The organism is Accumulibacter sp., from assembly GCF_029255285.1.
Taxonomy (GTDB): domain Bacteria; phylum Pseudomonadota; class Gammaproteobacteria; order Burkholderiales; family Rhodocyclaceae; genus Accumulibacter.
In genome coordinates, this window is sequence record NZ_JAPUVI010000002.1 from 91,015 (window position 1) to 110,302 (window position 19,288).

Consider the following 19,288-nt stretch of genomic DNA (forward strand, 5'->3'; position numbering starts at 1 on the left):
GTGGCCAATTCACGGGTTTGGAGTTGGCACGGCAGCTGTCTGGGGAAGGCCCGGGCAAAGCCATGGTTTCGTTGCGCCGGTCGCCGCGTCGAGAGCCTGGCTCCGGCCGCGACCGGCACGAGGCTCTTCGCGAAACACCAACACGAAGGCGGTGCGCTCTCCCGAAAGCAGGAGGATCTCTCCGTCGATCTGCTCGATAAGATTGACGATCAACCGCCAGCCCATGCTTTTCTGGCGCGCGATGTCAAAGTTCGGCGGCAGGCCGACGCCATCGTCGCTCACCGAAATACGCATCGCACCGTGGGCACGGCATTCCAGCACGACGTCCACGCGTCCGCCGCGGCCGCCCGGAAACGCGTGTTTGAAGGCATTCGAGACCAGTTCATTGACAATCAGGCCGCTGGGCACCGCCAACTCGATGCCCAGCGCGGCCGGCGCCAGATCGCGGCCAATGACGATCTCCGGGCGATGGTTCTGGATCGTCGCCTGATCGAGCAGGCGAGCGATAAAGGCGTCAAACGCGACGCTCGACAGATCCGCCGCACCGTACAGTAGTTCGTGCACCAAGGCCATGGCGCGTACGCGCGCCGAACTGTCGCCGAGCAGCGCACGTGCCGCAGGATCAGCAATCTCGCGCGCCTGCAAATCCAGCAGGCCGGAGACGACCTGCAGGTTGTTCTTGACGCGATGGTGGATTTCCTTGAGCAGGACCTCCTTTTCCCTCAGCGCGGACTCGATTTGCGCCTCGGCGCGCTTGCGCTCTGTGACGTCGCGCACGATGGCCCAGATGCCGATCGGAACGCCGCCATCGTCGGCCAGCAGAAAGCTGCGTAACTCCACCGGAAACACTGTTCCATCGCGACGAACGTACTCTTTCTCGTAGATGTCGGAATAGCCACGCGCCAGTATTTGCTCTTCGACGACCCTCGCCTCGCTGCCATGCCAGCGCGGCGGTGTCAGATCGACGTAAGTCAGGCGCTGCAGTTCCTCGAGGTCGTAGCGGAGCATCTCCTGGAAGGCGGAATTCGCATCTTGGATGTGGCCTTCCATATCGACACTGATGAAAGCATCGCGCATGGTTTCATGCAGGCGCCGAAAACGGGCTTCGCTCTCGCGCAACGCCTTGTCGATCAGAACGCGCTCCTCGATTTCCCGATGCAGTTCCTCGTTACTTTGGATCAGGTCCTTGGTGCGCTCGCCGACCAGGGCCTCGAGGCGCTGATTCAAGTCTTGCAGCGCTTTCTGCGCTCGTTCGCGCTCCGCCACCTCCGCCTGCAAGGAAAGATTTTGCGCTTCGAAGCGAGCTTTGAGCCGGTGCACGCGAATATTCGCTTCGACCCGCGCCAGTATCTCGGCGCTCTCGAAGGGCTTGGTCAGGTAATCCGTCCCGCCGGCCTCGAAGGCCTGTACCTTGTTGAACAGTTCGCTCGCGGCACTGACGAAAATCACGGGAATGGCGGCGGTGCGCGGGTCGCCCCGTAGCCGTCGGCAGACCTCGTAGCCGTCGATACCGGGCATGTGCACGTCGAGCAGCATCAGATCGGGCGGCTCGGCTTGGGCGCTGACCAGGGCCGTGGCGCCGTCCAGCGCCGGCCGCACGACGTAACCCTGGGCCGACAGCACGCGCACCAGCAAGCGCAGATTTTCCCGGTTGTCATCCACCGCGAGAATGCTGCCAGGAACGCGGGCAGCTACGTCGTCAATCGTCACTGCGTTCTCCTTCGAAAGTGGACGACGTCATGGCCTGCTCGGCCAAGGCCGCGATGCGGCCGTAGTCGAGGTTGTCGGCGAAACGCGCCAAGGTGCTCGCCAGCGCCGCATCGAAGACGCGGGCCTCGGCGATCACGCTCTCCACCTCGGAAATCCAGGCGCGCACGGCGGCACACTGCAAGCGCGCCAGCCATTCGGCCGGCGCCGTCCGCAAGGCCGCAATGATGTCTGAGGCATCCATTGCCGGGGCTATGGCTGGCGGCGCGGCCTGGACGCCGCGCACATAGCGCACGCCCAGATGGCGCGCCAGGATGTCCAGCACCTCGGCTTCGCGGAAGGGCTTGCGCAGGAAGTCGTCGCAGCCGGCGGCCAGGATCTCCTGGCGTTGCTCCTCGAAGCTGCTGGCGGTGAGCGCGATGATCTTGGTTTCATGTCCCCCTGCGGCGGCCTTGATTCGGCGCGTCGCTTCGCGCCCGTCCATTCCCGGCATACGTACGTCCATCCAGATCAGGCGCGGCTGCCAACTTTGCCAGATGGCGATGGCCTCCTGCCCGTCGCCGGCTTCCTTGACCGCAAAGCCCAGCGGCGTCAGCAATCCGGAGAGCAGACGGCGGTTGATTTCGTCGTCGTCCACCACCAGGATGCGATAGCTCGGCTGCCCGGGCTCCAGACCGACCACCGGTTGCTTCTCGGCCGGCGTGGCCATTTCCGCCAACGCTTCCAGCGGGATCTCGATACCGAACACGCTGCCCATGCCCGGCGTGCTTTGCACATCGAGCGCACCGCCCATCAGTTCCACGAACTGCCGGCTGATGGCCAGCCCGAGGCCGGTGCCTTCTGCTGTCCGGCTCCCGGCCGCCAGTTGCGCGAAGGGAACGAAGAGCCGATTCAGTTCGTCGCCGGCGATGCCGATACCCGTATCTGTCACCTCGAAGCGCAGGCGGACGGTGTGGCCTGGCGACGGCTCGCCCGCCGCCGGCTCGCCCGCCACGATGCTCACCTTCAGGCTGACGCTGCCGCGCTCGGTAAACTTGAAGGCGTTGCCGAGCAGGTTGATGAGGATCTGCCGAAGTTTGACTATATCGCCACGCAGCCAGCGTGGTGTCGTAGCCGAGTGTTCGACGCTCAGGCCCAGACCCGTGCCCTGAGCCTTGAGCGTAAACATGCCTTCCAATTCGGCAAGCAGTTCATGCAGGTCAAACTCGACGGGGTTGACCACGCTGTGGCCGCTCTCGATGCGCGACAGTTCCAGCACGTTGTTGATCAGGGTGAGCAGATGCTCCCCACTGCGATGGATGATGGCCAGATGCTCCCGTTGTAGCGGCGAAAGTTGCTCACGGCCGGCCTGGGCCTCGCGCAGCAACACGTCGGAGAAGCCCAGCACAGCATTCAGTGGCGTGCGCAACTCGTGGCTCATGTTGGCCAGGAAGGCGCTCTTGGCACGGTTTGCCGCCTCCGCCGCATCCTTGGCGACGATGAGTTCCTTGTTGGAGTGCGCCAGTTCCGCTGTGCGTTGTTCGACCAATTCGGCGAGATGGTCGCGATACTGGATGAGTTCGGCTTCGGCCAGCTTGCGCTCGGTGGTATCGATATTGGTGCCCACCATGCGCAACGGCCGGCCATCGGCGTCGCGATAGGTACGGGACGCGGCGAGGATGTAGTGCACCGAACCGTCGGGCCAGACGACTCTGAATTCCTCGCTGTATTCCCTTTCGCCGCGCAGCGCGCCCTGGATACCGGCTTCGGTCCGTGCCCTGTCCTCTGGATGCAGGGCGCCCGACCACGCCTCGTAGGCGCCGCCAAAGTCTTCCTTGCGCAGACCGTAGAGCCGGTACATGGCATCGTCCCACACCAGCTCGTCTTTCTCGACGTCCCAGTCCCAGATGCCGATCTCCGCTGCCCGGGTGGCCACCTCGAGCCGTTCGCGAGAACGGTCAAGTTGTTCGACACGCTGATCGAGGGTTTCGAACGACAGCTTGAGTTGCTGCGACATCTGGTTGAACGATTCCGCCAGTTCGCCAATCACGTCGGCGCGGTGGATGACCAGCGGCTCGTTCCACTCGCCTCGGGTTGTCCTCTTGGCAGCGGCATTGAGGCGCTGGATCGGCGTCGCGATCCAGCGCGCAATCGACGCGCCCATTACGGTGGCGATCACGGCGGCCAGCACGGCCAGATAGATGCTCATCCGCCGGGCTTGATCGACCTCGGACAGGAAATCCCGCGCCGGCACCACGACAACCGAAAGCAAGTCCAGATTGGCGCGCCGCAGAGGAATTACCCGCGCGAAGTGTTCGCCGTCGTTCCATGGGAAGCTGAACTGCGCCGCCTTAACGATGCCGTCGAGCGTGCCGACGCGATCGAGGATCGCCCGGGCGCTGCTGGCGGTGAGCGGATTCGCGCTGTCGACGGCGGCCAGGCGGTGCCTGCCCTGCATGGCCGTCGCGGCATAACTCGTGTCCAGTATTCTCTTGAACGGCGCCTCGCCCGACGACGAGGCGACGAGGTTGCCCTGACGATCGATGATGAACACCTGGCCCGTACGACCAACGCTGAGCGTGGCGAGAAACCGGTTCATGTCACCGAGATAGCTGCTGGCGGCTGCGATGCCCAATGGCCGCGGGCCGTCGAGAATGGCACGAAAGTTGATCAACATCAGCTTCGGCTGGCTGAGCCCTTCCGGCACCGAAACGGCCAGGTACCAGAAAGGCTCACCCTGCCGCGCCATGGCGCCGAGGTACCACGGATCGTGGGGCGGATCGCGTTGCGGGTCGTAGTTCTCGATCACGCCGGTGATCTCGCCGCGTTCACCCTGCGCGCTCAAGCGCCGGCTGACGAAGCGCCTGTGGGTCTTGTCGAACTCGCGCAGGATCCGTTGGTCGGAGTCGCGCTCGATCACCGTGAAGTCCCGCTGCGTGCTTCCGAGCGCGGCGGTGTTCACGTCCGGAAACTGCGACAACTGACTGGAGAATTGCTCGACGACGGCGGACGCGTCGGCGGGATCGAGCTTGCCGGCCCGCACCCGAGCGGCGTTGTCGATCGTGACGCGCTCCATGTCGTCAAACAGGCGGGATAGCTTCTGTTCGACCCGTTCCCCGATTTCCGCCATCAAGCTTGCCGCAAGCACAGCGACCGCCCGCTCCGACCCGCGATAGGAAAAGTAGCTGACCAGGCCGACGGTGATCACGATCAGCAACATGAACGGAAGGACAGTGACCAGCCACAACTCCGAACGTCGAAGCGAGAGCTTCACTCGTCCGAGGTAGCTTGGCGCGTCGCCGGATGAATCGGTCATGAGTCGCTGTCCTTGCCTGGATCTTTCTCCGATGCTAGCACTTTGTGCCCCATGGCGTGACCCGTCAAGGCGGCGATGCGGCCGTAGTCGAGGTCGTCGGCGAAGCGCGCCAAGGTACTCGCCAGCGCCGGATCGAAAGCACGGGCTTGGTCGATCAGTCCGTCCACCTCGGCGATCTGGCCGCGCACGGCGGCGGCGTCCAGGCGCGTCAGCCACTCGGCCGGCGCGCTCCGCAGGGCGGCAGCCAAAGCCGCGGCATCGAGCGTCGGCTGCTCCGCGGGTGGCGGCGTCGGCAAGCCACGGACATAGCGCACGCCCAATTGCCGCGCCATCATGGCGAGCAGTTCCGATTCGCGGAAGGGTTTGCGCAGAAAGTCGTCGCAGCCGGCAGCCAGGATCTCCTTGCGCTCCTCCTCGAAACTGCTGGCGGTGAGCGCAATGATTCTGGTTTCGTGTCCCCCTGCCGTGGCCTTGATCCGCCGCGTCGCTTCGCGCCCGTCCATGCCGGGCATCCGCATGTCCATCCAGATCAACTGCGGCCGCCAGCTCTGCCAGAGATCGACAGCCTGCTGTCCGTCGCCGGCCTCGGCAAGCTCGAAACCCAGTGGTTCCAGCAGGCTCAGCAGAAGGCGGCGGTTGTCGATGTCGTCATCCACCACCAGAATGCGACAGGCGGGCTGACCGGCTTCCAGGCCGAGCACCGGCAGCTTCTCGGTCGCTGTCTCGGCGGTCGCCTGTGTCGCGTGCTGAACCGGAACCTCGAAACTGAACACGCTGCCCACGCCCAAGGTGCTTTCGGCATGGATCGTGCCGCCCATAAGCTCGACGAACTGGCGGCAGATGGCCAGGCCAAGGCCGGTGCTCTCGGTCGCCCGCTGTCCCGCCGCCGCTTGCACGAAGGGAACAAAGACTTGTTCGAGTTCGTCGGCGGCGATGCCCAGGCCAGTATCGCTGACTTCGAAGCGCAATCGTGCGCCGGTGTTGGCCGGCTCTCCCCCCACGACCGAGACTGCCAGGCTGATGCCACCACGCTCGGTGAATTTGAAAGCGTTGCCGAGCAGGTTGATCAGTATCTGCCGCAGCTTGACCTCGTCGCAACTGACATAGCGCGGCGTCGCGGCGGAGCGTTCGACGCCGAAGCTCAAGCCTTTTTCTTCGGCCTTGAGCGAAAACATGCCCCGCAGCCCGGCGAGCAGTTCGTGGAGGTCGAATTCGACGACGCGCACCACGCTGCGCCCGGCTTCGATACGCGACAGTTCGAGCACGTTGTTGATCAGGGTGAGCAGATGCTCGCCGCTGCGATGTACGGTGGCCAGATGTTTCCGCTGGCTTGGCGAGAGATGCTCGCGTCCGACCTGGGCGTCGCGCAGCAGCACGTCGGAGAAACCCAGCACGGCGTTCAGCGGCGTGCGCAGTTCGTGACTCATGTTGGCGAGGAAGACGCTCTTGGCCTTGTTTGCCGACTCGGCCGCGTCCTTGGCTTCGGCCAGCGACTTCGTCTGCTCGGACAGCGCCCGCGTGCGCTCGGCGACCTGCAGCTCCAGCTCGCGGTTGCGCCGCTGGATGAAGCTGACGCGGTGACGGTAGGCGGCGACCAGCAGCGCTACGCTGAAGACGATCAGCAACACTCGGAACCAGACGGTTTTCCACCACGGTGGCAAGATCACGATACGTACCGATTTTTCCTGTTCGCTCCAGATGCCGTCGTTGTTCGAGGCTCTGACCCGGAAAACATAGGTGCCCGGATCGAGGTTGGTGTAGGTGGCAAAGCGGCGCCGACTGTCCACCTGGTTCCAGTCCTGGTCGAAGCCGTCCAGCTTGTAGGCGTAGCGGTTCTTGTCGGGAAACCGGTAGTTCAAAGCGGCAAACTCCAGGGAGAACACCGACTGCTCGTGGCCGAGGGTCAAGGCTTCGGTTTCGTTGATCGCTCGTTCCAGAGGCGAGGCGGGAGCGCCGATGGCGACCGGCTTGTTGAAGACCTGGAATCCGGTAATGACGATGGGCGGAAGGAAAGTCGAATCCTTGACTTCCTGGGGATAAAAGGCATTGACGCCGTTGACCCCGCCGAAATAGAGTTCGCCATCGTCGGTTTTCCAAACGGCCTCATAAAAATCGTTGCCTTGCAGGCCGTCGTGCTTGTCGTAATTCCGAAACGCGCCGGTGCGAGGGTCGAATCTCGACAAGCCGCCGCCTCGCGTGCCAATCCATAGAGCCCCCTGATTGTCTTCCACAATGGTCACCACGCTATTGCTGGCGAGACCGTCCTTTTCTCCGTAGCGGGTGAATGTTTCCGTCTTGCGATCGAATTTTTCGAGGCCCTGGCTGGTCCCGATCCAAAGATTTCCCTTCGCGTCTTCGCCGATCGCCCAGACTTCGTTTTGGTTCGAGCTGCCGGGCTCGTCGGAGTGGCGCTTGTAGCGCTTGAAGGTTCTGGTCTTCGGATCGAACTTGTTCAGGCCGCCACCCCACAGACCGAGCCAGAGCATCCCTTCAGCATCCTTACGCAGAGTATAGATAATCCCGTCGCCCAAACTGTTGGCGTCATTGGGATCGTGCTTGTAGCGCCGGAATTTTCCGGTCTGACGATCCCATTGGTTCAAACCGCCATAGGTGGTGGCTACCCAGAGGGTTCCGTCGTCCGATTCGACGATGCCGCGCACGTCGTTGTGTCCCAGGCTGCCGGGATCGTTGGGGTCGCGCTTGTAAGCGATGAATTTTCCGGTCTTGCGGTCGAATTGGTTCAAGCCTCCGTCGTGGGTTCCGACCCACCGATATCCCTCCCGATCCTGGTAAAGGCTCATCACCTGGTTGTCGGTCAGGCTGTCAGGCGCGTTCGGGTTGGCGCGAAAGTGGGTATAGGTATTGGTGGTTCTATCGAAACGGCTTAAGCCGTCAGTCATCGTTCCAAACCATAACTTCCCCTCATTGTCTTGCAGAATGGATGTCACGTTATTGTTGATCAAACTGTTGGGTTCGCTATTTTTGTGTTGGTAGAGTCTGAATTTTGCGGCGCCTGGGTCATGCTTGTTTAATCCCGCTCCCCATGTACCGGTCCAGACCGTACCGAGACGGTCGATATAGACCGTCAAGAGCCAAGAATTGCTGAGGCTGTGCGGATCGTTGGGATCGGTCTGATAGCGGACAAGCGCCTTACGTTCCCGATCGGAACGATAAAGACCCATCGAAGTCGCCACCCAGAGAATCCCGGCAGGATCTTCGGTAATGGCGAATACGATGCCTTTTTCCATTCTTTGTCTGGGGTCGACCGAATCGGGTTCATAGCGAACGAAATCGCCCGTTTCTCGGTTCAGGCGATTGATCCCCTTTTCGAGGGGCCCGACCCATAGCGCTCCCGAGCGATCCTCATGGATCGACCAGACGGCATTCTGGCTCAGGCTGCGGGGGTTTTTGGGATCGTGCTGATAACGGGTGAAGTGCTCCGTCTGGCGGTCGAACCGGTTCAGGCCGTTATTGGTGCTGATCCAGAGCGTTCCCTGGGAGTCTTCGTAAATGGCGTGGACCAGATTTCCGCTCAGGCTGTGGGGATCGTGCGGATTTGCCTTGAACACTCGGAAGGAATATCCATCGTAACGGTTGAGTCCATCCCAGGTGCCGATCCACAGAAAGCCTTGACGGTCTTGCAGAAGCGCTTCCACCGTGCCCTGAGACAGCCCGTCGTCCGGGGTCAGATGCTCGAACTTGATCTGCGGACCAGAGTTCGGGCGGATGGGGGTTTGGGTCGGCTCTTGAGCACCAACTGCGGAGAGCTCCAAGACGGCGCCCAATAGGGCGAGGGCGGCGCAGACTCTGATGATTGTCTTCATCCGAATTTCCCTTCTTTTTTACCGGGCTTGGCCGTTCCTGTCCGGAAACCCGGGTTTCCGCTGCCGGCGAGTGGATCACAGGTCGCGTGCGGCACTTCAGGGAGTGTTTTCGGCCGGGTGCCGAGGCTGTCCGGCCAAATCGGCGATCCGCTCGTACTCGTAGTCGTCGGCCAAGGCCCGGAGCCGGGCCGCCGCCGCCGGGTTGCGGTCGGCAAGCTCGGCGATCAGCCGGTCGATCTCGTCGATCTCACCCCGGATCGCCGCCTCTTCCAACCGGACGGGCAGATCGTCGGGCAGGGATCGCAAGACTTCGGCCAGGGCGTGGTCGTCCAGCGCCTGCTCCACTGCGGCGCCTCCGTCGTCACCGTAGAGGTAGCGCACGCCCAGATGTTTCTCCATCAGCCCGAGCAGCGTCGTCGCTCGATACGGCTTGCGGAGAAAATCGTCGCATCCCGCCGCCAGGATCTCCGCGCGCTCCTCTTCGAAGCTGCTGGCGGTCAGGGCCACGATCCGGGTCTCCGTTCCTCCGGGCGAGGCCTTGATCCGCCGGGTTGCTTGCCGCCCATCGAGGTTCGGCATCCGCATGTCCATCCAGATCAGATGCGGGTGCCAGCGCTCCCAGACCGCAATGGCTTCGAGTCCGTCGCCGGCTTCCTCGATCGCAAAGCCCAGCGGCTCCAGGATCTCGGTCAGCAGACGGCGGCTGTTGACGTCATCGTCGGCGACCAGGATGCGCCAGGCAGGTTGTCCCGGCAGCAGGCCCAGTATGGGCCGGCTTGCCGGCTCGGACACCCGTTCCGGGCTCGCCGCCTCGCGCGCGGCGATGGAAAAGGCGAAGGTGCTGCCCGCGCCCACGCGACTGTGCGCCTCGATGCTGCCGCCCATCAACTCGGCGAACTGGCGCGTGATGGCCAGCCCCAGGCCGGTGCCTTCTTCCGCCTTGCGGCCGCTGGCAGATTGGGCGAAGGGCTGGAACAGTCCAGCCAGTTCCTCGGCGGAAATGCCGGCGCCGGTGTCGGTGACCTCGAAAGTCAAGCGCAGCGCGCGGCCCGGCTTTATCTCCGGGTCGTCGTGGGCCGGGAAAGTCGCGCCTACGCGAAGCGTCACACCACCTCGCTCGGTGAATTTGAAGGCGTTGTTCATCAGGTTGATCAGCATTTGCCGCAGCTTCAGCTCGTCGGTGCGAACGAGCCGGGGGACCCCTGGCTCGTGCTCGACTTGCAAGGCCAGCCCCTTGCTCGCCGCCTTGAGCGTGAACATCCCCTGCAGCCCAGCCAGCAACTCGTGCAGGTCGAAGTCGCTCGGGTTGATCGTGGTCCGCCCCGCCTCGATGCGGGACAGGTCCAGCACGTTGTTGATCAGGGTCAGCAGATGGTCGCCACTGCGGTGGACCGTGGCCAGGTGTTGCGCCTGGACCGGTGACAGCCGCTCGCGGCCGCCGGCCGCGTCGCGCAGCAGCAGCTCCGAGAAGCCCAGTACCGCGTTCAGCGGCGTGCGCAGTTCGTGGCTCATGTTGGCCAGAAAGGCGCTCTTTGCCCGGTTGGCCGCTTCGGCCGCCTCCTTGGCTTCCGCCAGCGAATGGGTCCGCTCGGCGACCTGGAGTTCCAGTTCCTGGTTGCGGCGCTGGATGGCGCCGACCCGCCGGTAATACCCGCCGGCCAACAGCCCCAGGATCAGCAGTACCGCCAGCGTTCTTGCCCAGGCCGTTCTCCACCAGGGAGGGGTGATGACGACCTCGACCGATGTTCCTTCTTCGTTCCAGACCCCATCGTTGTTGGACGCCTTGACCCGGAAGACATAAGTTCCCGGATCGAGATTGGTGTACGTGGCGACGCGGCGCGATCCGTCGACGTGCGTCCAGTCACGGTCGAAGCCTTCCATCTTGTAGGCATAGCGGTTCTTCTGCGGATGCCGGTAGTTCAGCGCCGCGAACTCGAAGGAAAACACCGACTGCCAGTACGACAGCACCACTCGCCGCGTTTCGGTGATGGACTGTTGAAGAGGCGAATCCTTGTCCGTCGCGGAGATGGTTTGGTTGAAGATCTGCAACTCGGTCAGTACCACGGGTGGCACCTGAGTGTTCGTCGGGATGTTCGTCGGGTCGATGACGTTGAAGCCGTTCTCGCCACCGAACAGCAGCATCCCGGTGCGGGACTTGTAGGCGGAGCTGTTGAGAAACTGGTTGCCCTGCAAGCCGTCGCTGGCGTCGTAGGCTTTGGTGGCGCCAGTAGCCGGATCGAAACGAGTGATTCCACCATCTGCCGTTCCCAGCCAGAGTTGTCCCCGGTCATCCTCCAAAATGGTGTTGATGCGGTCGCCGGACAGACCGTCCTTTCGCCGGTAGACGCTAAAGCGTTCGGTGCGGGGATCGAAGCGATTGAGACCGCCGCTGGTGCCGACCCATGCGTCTCCCGATGCTCCGAGGTGGATGAACCACACTTCGTTGTTGCTCAGACTGGCCGGATGGCGAGGGTCGTTCTCGTAGCGCCGGAACTTCTCGGTTTTCGGGTCGAATCGGTTCAGCCCGCCGCCCCACAACCCGAGCCACAGGCCACCGGCCGGATCACACTTGAGCGTCGTGATGATTCCCTTTCCCAGGCTATTGACATCATCTGGATCGTGGCGGTAGGCCTTGAATTTTTCGGTGGCGGGGTCGAAGCGGGCGACACCGCCATAGCTGGTCGCCACCCACAGGGTGCCGTCGCGATCCTCGCAGGTGCCGCGTGTATCGTTGAACGGCAGACTGCCCGAGTCCTTGGGATCGTGGACGTAGCGGGTAAAGGTTCCGGAGGTCCGGTCCATCTTGTTGATGCCGTCCCGCGTTCCCACCCAGAGCGCGCCCCGCTTGTCCTCGTAGAGGTTGTAGGCCGAGTTGCCAATCAGGCTTCGTGGATTGTCCGGGTCGTGCCGGTAATGGGTGAACTTGCCCGTGGCCGGGTCGAGACGATTCAGCCCGGTGCCTTCCGTACCCGCCCACACGATACCGGACCTATCCTCGAGCAGGTTCCAGACCGAGCCGTTGCTCAGGCTGGTGGGATCGTCGGGCCGGTGGCGGAACCACTGAAACTTGGTGGCGGAGCGGTCCAGGCGGTTGACGCCTTTGCCCAGAGAGCCAATCCACAGGGCGCCCTGACGGTCCTCGTGCAGCGGGCCGATCAGCGTGTGAACAATACTCATCGCATCGGCGGCGTTGGGCAGATAGCGCGTGAATCGGCGTCGCTCCGGATCCAGGCTGTACAGGCCACCGCTCAGGGTGGCAATCCACAACACACCGTCGCGGGTTTCGGTCAGCGCGAAGACAAATCCGTTGACCAAACTCGGTTCCGAGCGGTGTCGGGTAAACTTTCCGGTCCTGGGGTCGTAGCTGTTGAGGCCATTTCCGATGGTGCCCACCCAGAGGATTCCTTGGCGATCCTCGTAAATCGACCAGACTCCGTCCCCGCTCAGGCTGTCGGGGTTGGCGGGATCGTGGCGGTAATGGATGAAACCGCCGCTAGCCGGATCGAAGCGCTCCAGCCCGCCACCCTGGATGCCCACCCAGAGGTTGCCGGCCCGATCGACGTGCAGCGCTCGTCCCTCGTTGCCACTCAAACTGTTCGGTTTCGCCGGGTCATGCCGGTAGGCGACGAAGCGGCCCGTCTTTCGATCAAGTCGATTCAGGCCGCCGTCGGTCGTCAGCGCCCAGAGACCACCTTGGCCATCCTCCCGAATGCGGAAGACTTCATGGCCGCTGATGCTGCCGGGATCGGCGGGGTCATGCGTGTAGCGCGTAAAGCGTTCCGTCGCCCGGTCGAAGCGATTCAAGCCCTGGTTGGTGGCGATCCACAAGGCGCCGTCGGCATCCTCCAGAATGTCGTGCACCGCGTTGCCGATCAGGCTGTGAGGATTGTCCGGGTCCGGCCGGTAGGTCTTGATCCGATAACCGTCGTAGCGGTCCACCCCGGCGCCGGTGCCGAACCAGAGGAAACCCTGCCGGTCTTGAAAAATGGCTTCCACATTGCCATTCGACAGCCCCTGATCCATGGTGACATGCTCGAAGCGGGGCTCCCGGCCACCCGCGATGCCTGCTACCGGATCCCCGAGTGCCGCCTGTTGCAGCAATAGGGCCAGGACTACCATTACGCGCTGCCAAATTCGCATGGCGCTCTCCGCAACTTTCAATTACGACATTCTTCCCCCTGCCACTGCCGGAGTCGGGGGATCCGATTTGGCAGCGCGGGACCGAACCGGCGATAGCCCGCGCGCCAAAGCGCTCCCGACGCGCGGGCGGCGTGGCGGTGGCGCCGATCCCGCGACGAATAGCGCTTGGCCTATTTCATCGTCTCGCGGGGAGAATCGTGTCGAGGAACCATCAAAACACTCCTCTCCGGGCCAGTGCATCGGGCTTCAGGTTAAGTTTCGGAAATGCCTGCGGTTTGGGCTGGAACGACTGGCCGGTGTCGCCGAAATGCTGGTCGAGGGCATACATGTTTTTCTCCAGGTCGTAGCCCCAGTAGCTTCGCGGGATCTGCACCTGGACATCGTAGAGCGGCATGGCGGGCCGGAAAAGGCCCCGCCGGAGCTTGCCGGCAGCGTCATACTCGTCGCTCATGCCGGCGCCGCTCCAGTCCTCGTCCAGGTAGAGAACCTTGCGCTGATGCTGATTCTTCATGCCCGGCTTGATCGTTGCTTCCACGACCCAGACCCGATGCCATTCCCAACGCACGAATTCCGGATTCAAGTGGCCGGGAGTCAGGATCCGTTCGGCAGGAGTCTCGAAAAAGAGCGCGTGATCGTTGTAGGGGATCAACATTTCCCGCTTGCCGACCAGTTTGAAGTCGAACTGTTCGAGCGACCCAGCGAACAGATTGTCCTGATCGAAGGTGATCAGGCTGCCCAGAGAGCCCAGGCCCAGATCGGGCGGCAAACCGGTCACCTCGCGAACGCGGCGGGTCGCGGGGTCGTAATCCCAGATGCGGCGTGGCTCGATGGTCGGATCAAGGGTTTGCGTATCGAGCACGGAAAATCCTGCCGCGCTGGCCGGAACGCTCCAGTTATAGACGTGCTGGTAATAGTAGGAGCCGTTCCTCTTGTGCTCCTCGGCGTTGGACTGGGGATCGTAGTAGCTGTTTTGGAAGCTGAAATGCCCTGCCCATCTCACGGCCTTGCCCGACTCATCCACGGACCACAGGGTCGCATAGGCATCGAACGCCACGCCGGTATAACTTAGCAGGTGATTCCACATCACCTCGTTACCATTCTTGGGGATAGGGAAGGGAATCCCGCCATAGGCTCCCTCCAAGGCCACGCCGTCCTTGGTGAGTCGGGCGGCAGTGGCGTTCTTCCTGGTGTTCTCCAGCACCCAGGCCGGATAGGCGACGCTGCGGTGGCTGGGATACACGTCCATGCGGTAGTTCGGATAGCGTTTGAAGAGTTCTTTGCCGGTCTCGCTCAAGGCATCCCGATACTGCTCCAGGTTCTGGGCCGTCACGGAGAACAGGGGTTTTTCGTCCGGGTACGGATTGGTCCAGCGCCCGGAGCCGGGTTTGAAACCGGGCGGCGAGGTGGTGGTGGGCAGCCCGCCGGTGTAGGCCGGGATGGTACCGGTCTTGTTCCCGGACTGTTCGGCGCCGAAGGGCGTGAGGTTCTGGCCGAGCTGCTGGGCCTCGCTGGCGCTGACTTCGGCTCGAGCAATGCCGGTCTGGAGCAAGGCGACGACGATGAAGTAGAGGGTCGCGCGACGGTTCATGGCGTCTCCTGTATTGTGATGTTTAGAAGGTGGCTTGATAGGTGAACGACAACCAGCCCTTGTCCTGCAATGGCCCTCCGAGAACGTAGGAACCCAGGGGGGAGTCCGGCGCGCTTTTGATCTTTTGATCGTAGCCGGTGTAGGTTAGGTCGAACTGGTGGATGGAATAGACCTTGGCTGACAGGCCGACCTTGTAAACGGTGAAGCCCTCGACGCCACCGCCGTTCGACGGGGCGTTGCCGTTGAGGCCTCGGGAATAGAACATGGGCAGGCTGAGATCCACGCCGGGATAGACCTGCGTCCACGCTGGCGTGAAGGACAGCCCAAAGCTGAGAAACTGCTTGTCCGCGCAGCCTTTGACGGTGGCATCGGATTGGCAGGCCGCGTTGTAGCCTTTGGCAAAGTACAGTTCGCGGTTGCGAGTCACCCGGTCGAGGCGGTTCCACGCCAGTTCCGCCGCCAGGAAGGCGGAGTCGTAAACCGCGCTCGGGCTGAAGCTGACGATGCCGTTCAGCACGCCATGCCAGGTATTGCCCCGGGCGCCCTCGTAACCGCCGGCCGGGCCTGCCGAACCGGCGCTGCTCAGGGGGTCGTCGAAGCGATAGGATAGCTCGGCACCGGCGAGAACCCAGCCGATCCTTTTCACCAATGCGACGCCGAGCAGATCGATGTCGCGGGCGTACACCGCCCGGGTTCGTCCGTCACCCGCGTCCTGCGCCAGCCATCCGTTCTTGTCGTCGAAGCGCCGCGCGTAGAAACCCAGCGTACCGTCCAGCCACTCGGGGCTCAGCTTCACACCCAGCCCCAGATCGCCCGCCTTGCCCTCGATGGCGGAGAGCCGGTTCACGTTCGGGCCCTTGTTCACCACATCGACGCCGAAGTAGGTGCCGCCCTCGGGTATGCGGGTAGGTTCCCAAGCGAACCCGACCTGAGCCAGGAAAGAAAGCTCGGGATTGATCTGCGCGATGGTCGACATCTGGGCGACCGGCAGCGCGGTTTCCTTGGCCGACGCGCCCGGATTGGTTACCCCCTTCATGCCGTCGCTGGGCACCTGGGAATAGGAAATCGCGTGTGTATTGCCAAACAGCGATTCGCCCCAGATCAGCGCGTGCCGCCCCAGTTTGACGTTCCAGACCGAATCGCCGACGTCGAACACGCCGTAGACGAAGGCGTCGAGCAACTCGCCCGAAGGGCCGGCGTAGTAGCGCTTGACGTAGGAGGTGAACCTGTTGTCCAGGTAGCTGTTGGGCACCACATCCATGCCCTGGGCGTACGGGTTGCTGCGACCGCGGTCACCGTAGGCCGCGTCGTACCAGGCAGCGGCTGAGACCCGCAGGCCGTATCGTTCCTTATAGACGAGGTCGAATTCGCTCAGCCAGTCGATCCGGTTGGTAATCGTGGCCCCCCGGTCGAAGAGGGCGTCGCCCTGGTCGAACACCGCATTGTCGGCGATGCGAGGATCGCGTCCCTGCGCCCGCATTCCCCAGTTGTAGCGCAGCGTGTTGTTCCAGACCAGCTTCACGTCAGGCGAATCGGTGTCCAGCGACAGCGCCCAGGCTTCGGCGAAGGGCAACAGCATGACGATGAGCGGCACGGCGAGTGAGGACTGTCGTTTCCTTGGACGGTCCGCCATCCCTCCGCGCCGTGCGGCCCCATGTTGGGCGGCCGAATTTTCGGCTTTGAAATAGGTCATCGTGCTTCCCTTTCTTGCCATTGGTCGAGGCGAGCGTCGTGACTGGCGCGGCGCGTCCGCTGGGCAGAGTCTTTTCGTTCTAACGGAATGTTGAAGAATCCTACAATTCAATGACTTATCGTGATTTATCCTGCGGCCGCTTGCTTTGTCGTAGGCCGTTTCGCTTCCTGAACAACGCGTTCATGCGCGGGCAGACAAGGTCCGAATTGCCGGGAAATCTCACAAGTTCATGAAGAGCCCAGATGCACAGCCTCTTAGCCCATACGTTCCGAGTGGCGAGGTTCTGGTCCGACGGGCCGCCGGAATCAAGCCTGTCCGTCGGCGGCAGGCATGGTGCCGCGATCCGAATCCCCCGCACACCGCAGCTCGCCGCCGGCGCATCGCCGAGCATGAGCGAAAGGGCGACGCGTGAACACGCCTGCATTCGCCGCCGGCGGTCAGCGATAGATTTGCTACGGGGCATGGGGCGAGTCTAGTCGTGCGGGAAGGCGAAGGCTATCCGCACATCTACGTGCAACCTCAGTACAAGTACTGAGCGCGGCGGTCAACGCTATCGAAGCGCGGACCCGCGCAGATCGGCTTATCCGGCGGCTGCGGGATCGGTTGGTGACCCGGCAACACGGGTGCGCACCCAGTCGACAAAGACGTCTGGTGCCAGCGGCCGGGCATAGAGAAAGCCCTGGCCGCGGTGGCAGCCAAACGCTGAAAGATCGGCGTGCTGGCCAGCCATCTCGATCCCCTCGCCAACCACGCTCATGCCGAGTTGTCGCGCCAGCGAGATGATCACCGACGCGATCGCGCGGTCGTCGGCGTCGGTCGAGACACCATCGACGAAGCTGCGGGCGATCTTCAGCTCATGGATTGGGAAGCGTTTGAGGTAGGACAGCGAGGAGAAGCCGGTGCCGAAGTCGTCGATGCTGATGCGCAACCCAAAGTCGACCAGTTCGGCCAGCATGCGCTGCGCACGCTCGACGTCCATGAGCACGCCCTCGGTGATTTCGATACACAGACGCTGCGGCGAAATCCCATGGGCTCTGACAATGCCCATCAGATCAGCCGCCATGCCGTCCTTGCGGAAATGGCGAGCCGAGATGTTGACGCTGATGCGCAGCGGCGGCAGTCCGGCCCTGTCCCACTCGATGATCTGGCGACAGGCTTCGCCAAGTACCCAGTCGTCGACGGCGAAAATCAGGTGGCTCTGCTCGGCGATCGGAATGAACACCACCGGGTCGATCACTTCCCCGTTGTAACGCCAGCGCACGAGTGCCTCGGCGCCGACCACGGTATCGCATTCGAGCCTGACCTGCGGCTGGTAATGAATGAACAATTCACCGTTCTCGATGGCGCGCCGCAGGCCCGTCTCCAGGGCCAGGCGCTTGCTGGCCTGGCTGGCGAGGTCGGCGGAGAAAAAGCGGAAACCGTTCTTGCCGTGATCCTTCGCGCGGTACATTGCCGAGTCGGCGTTGCGCATCAGCGAGTTGGCATCGCCGGCGTCCTCGGGGAACATGCTCAGGCCGATACTGGCACTGATGAAGCATTCGTGCTTGCCGAAGTGGTAGCTGGTGCTGAGCGCGGTGAGCAGGCGTTCGGCGGTCAGCGTCGCCTGCTGACGATCGGCATTGACCAGCAGGACCACGAATTCGTCGCCGCCCAGTCGGGCTACGGTGTCTTCGGCACGCACGCATTCAAGAAGTCGCACGGCGGCCTGCTTGAGCAACTTGTCACCAGTTTCGTGACCGAGTGTGTCGTTGACCACCTTGAAGTTGTCGAGGTCGATGAACACCACCCCGACGCTCGCGCGCGAACGCTCGGCATGGGCCAGAGCGAGGTTCAGACGATCGTTGAAGAGCGCGCGGTTGGGTAGCCCGGTCAATTCGTCGTGGGTGGCCAGGTACTCGATTCGCTGCTGCGATTCGCGCGCCTTGGTGATGTCACTGAACATGCCGACATAGTTGACCACTTTGCCGTCCTTGTCCTTGACGGTGTTGATCGACAGCCATTCGAGATAGATCTCACCGTTTTTCCGGCGGTTCCAGATTTCGCCCTGCCAGATACCGAAGCGGGTGACCTTGTCCCACATGTCGGCGTAAAACTCGGGCGACATCCGGTCGGAACGCAGCAGGCGGGGTGTCTTGCCCACCACTTCCTGGCGGGTGTAGCCGGTCAGCGTCGAAAACGATTCGTTGATGGTCAAAATGCGCTGCTCGGTATCCGTCACCATGACGCCTTCGGAAGCGCGGTCGAAGACCAGCGCGGCCAGCCGCAACTGCTCCTCGGCGCGTTTGCGGGCCGTGATGTCGGTGGCCTGAAAGCAGAGGCCGGTAATGGCTCCGTCGTCGTCGAAAAGTGGAAAGCGGACAACCAGGAAGTGGCGTTCGCCGGCCGCCAGCGGCAAGGTTTCTTCTCGCTCGATGCCCCTGCGCAGGCGCATCGCCTCGAGTTCCCTCTCGCGGAAGAGATCGCAGACGGCCTCCGGAAAGAGTTGCAGGTCGGTCTTGCCGATCACCTCTCCGGTGGCGAAGCCGAAAGTCTGCTCGAACTTCGGGTTGGCGAACTGGTAGCGACCGGGAGCGTCCTTCACCGCCATCAGCGATACCGAGTTGTTCATCACCGCCTGCAACCTGACCTGTGTTTCGCGTGCCGAGCGCTCGACTTCGTAAAGATTGGTGTTGTCGGCGAAAAGCAGGATGACGCCGGCGATCCGCTGCGTGTCTCGCAGAAGCGGCGCAATGTGCAAGGTGTAATGGCGCCGATTGGCGTTGACGATCTGGCGATCACGGGCGTTCTGGGTGTCGATCACCTGCTGCACGTCCGCCAGGAGATCCGGCATGTCGGATGGCAGCGGCAGATCGCGCAGGTGGCGTCCCGTCTGCGCCGCACCGAGCTTGAATACGCGGGCGGCAGCGCTGTTGAAGCGCTGCAGCGAAGCGTTCCGGTCGAGCACCATGAGGGGGTAGTCGACACTGTTCTGGATGCTTTCCAGTTCGATGTTGAGTTCCTGCGTCTCGGCGGTCTTGATCTGCAGTTCTTCATTGACCGTT

At 62.9% G+C, this 19,288-nt stretch carries 7 protein-coding genes; all 7 read right to left on the minus strand.

Features of this window, described 5'->3' with window-relative positions; genetic code table 11:
* Nucleotides 1-9 precede the first annotated feature (9 nt).
* The gene (locus Q1M07_RS00555; protein ID WP_300449232.1) at nt 10-1,710 is read right to left on the minus strand and encodes a response regulator; all 1,701 of its coding nucleotides are present in this window, start codon (nt 1,708-1,710) and stop codon (nt 10-12) included.
* Nucleotides 1,700-5,002, minus strand: coding sequence for a response regulator (locus Q1M07_RS00560; protein ID WP_300449233.1), 3,303 nt, complete (start codon nt 5,000-5,002; stop codon nt 1,700-1,702). Before Q1M07_RS00560 ends, Q1M07_RS00555 begins: the two co-directional genes overlap by 11 nt.
* Nucleotides 4,999-8,826 carry a hybrid sensor histidine kinase/response regulator gene (locus Q1M07_RS00565; protein WP_300449234.1) on the minus strand — a complete coding sequence of 1,276 codons (3,828 nt, stop codon included), beginning with the start codon at nt 8,824-8,826 and terminating at the stop codon, nt 4,999-5,001. The genes Q1M07_RS00560 and Q1M07_RS00565 overlap by 4 nt, the downstream gene beginning before the upstream one ends.
* Before the next feature lie 96 nt (nt 8,827-8,922).
* Nucleotides 8,923-12,966 (minus strand): hybrid sensor histidine kinase/response regulator, encoded by a 4,044-nt coding sequence (locus Q1M07_RS00570; RefSeq protein ID WP_300449235.1) that lies wholly within the window; start codon nt 12,964-12,966, stop codon nt 8,923-8,925.
* 211 nt (nt 12,967-13,177) lie between these two features.
* Nucleotides 13,178-14,554: a DUF1329 domain-containing protein gene (locus tag Q1M07_RS00575; protein ID WP_300449236.1), complete on the minus strand. Its 1,377-nt coding sequence runs from the start codon at nt 14,552-14,554 to the stop codon at nt 13,178-13,180.
* A gap of 22 nt (nt 14,555-14,576) precedes the next feature.
* Complete coding sequence (locus Q1M07_RS00580) at nt 14,577-16,148, minus strand: DUF1302 family protein (RefSeq protein WP_300449237.1); 1,572 nt, start codon at nt 16,146-16,148, stop codon at nt 14,577-14,579.
* Between the two features lie 679 nt (nt 16,149-16,827).
* A partial coding sequence (locus tag Q1M07_RS00585; protein WP_300449238.1) for an EAL domain-containing protein occupies nt 16,828-19,288 on the minus strand: 2,461 nt, incomplete at its 5' end.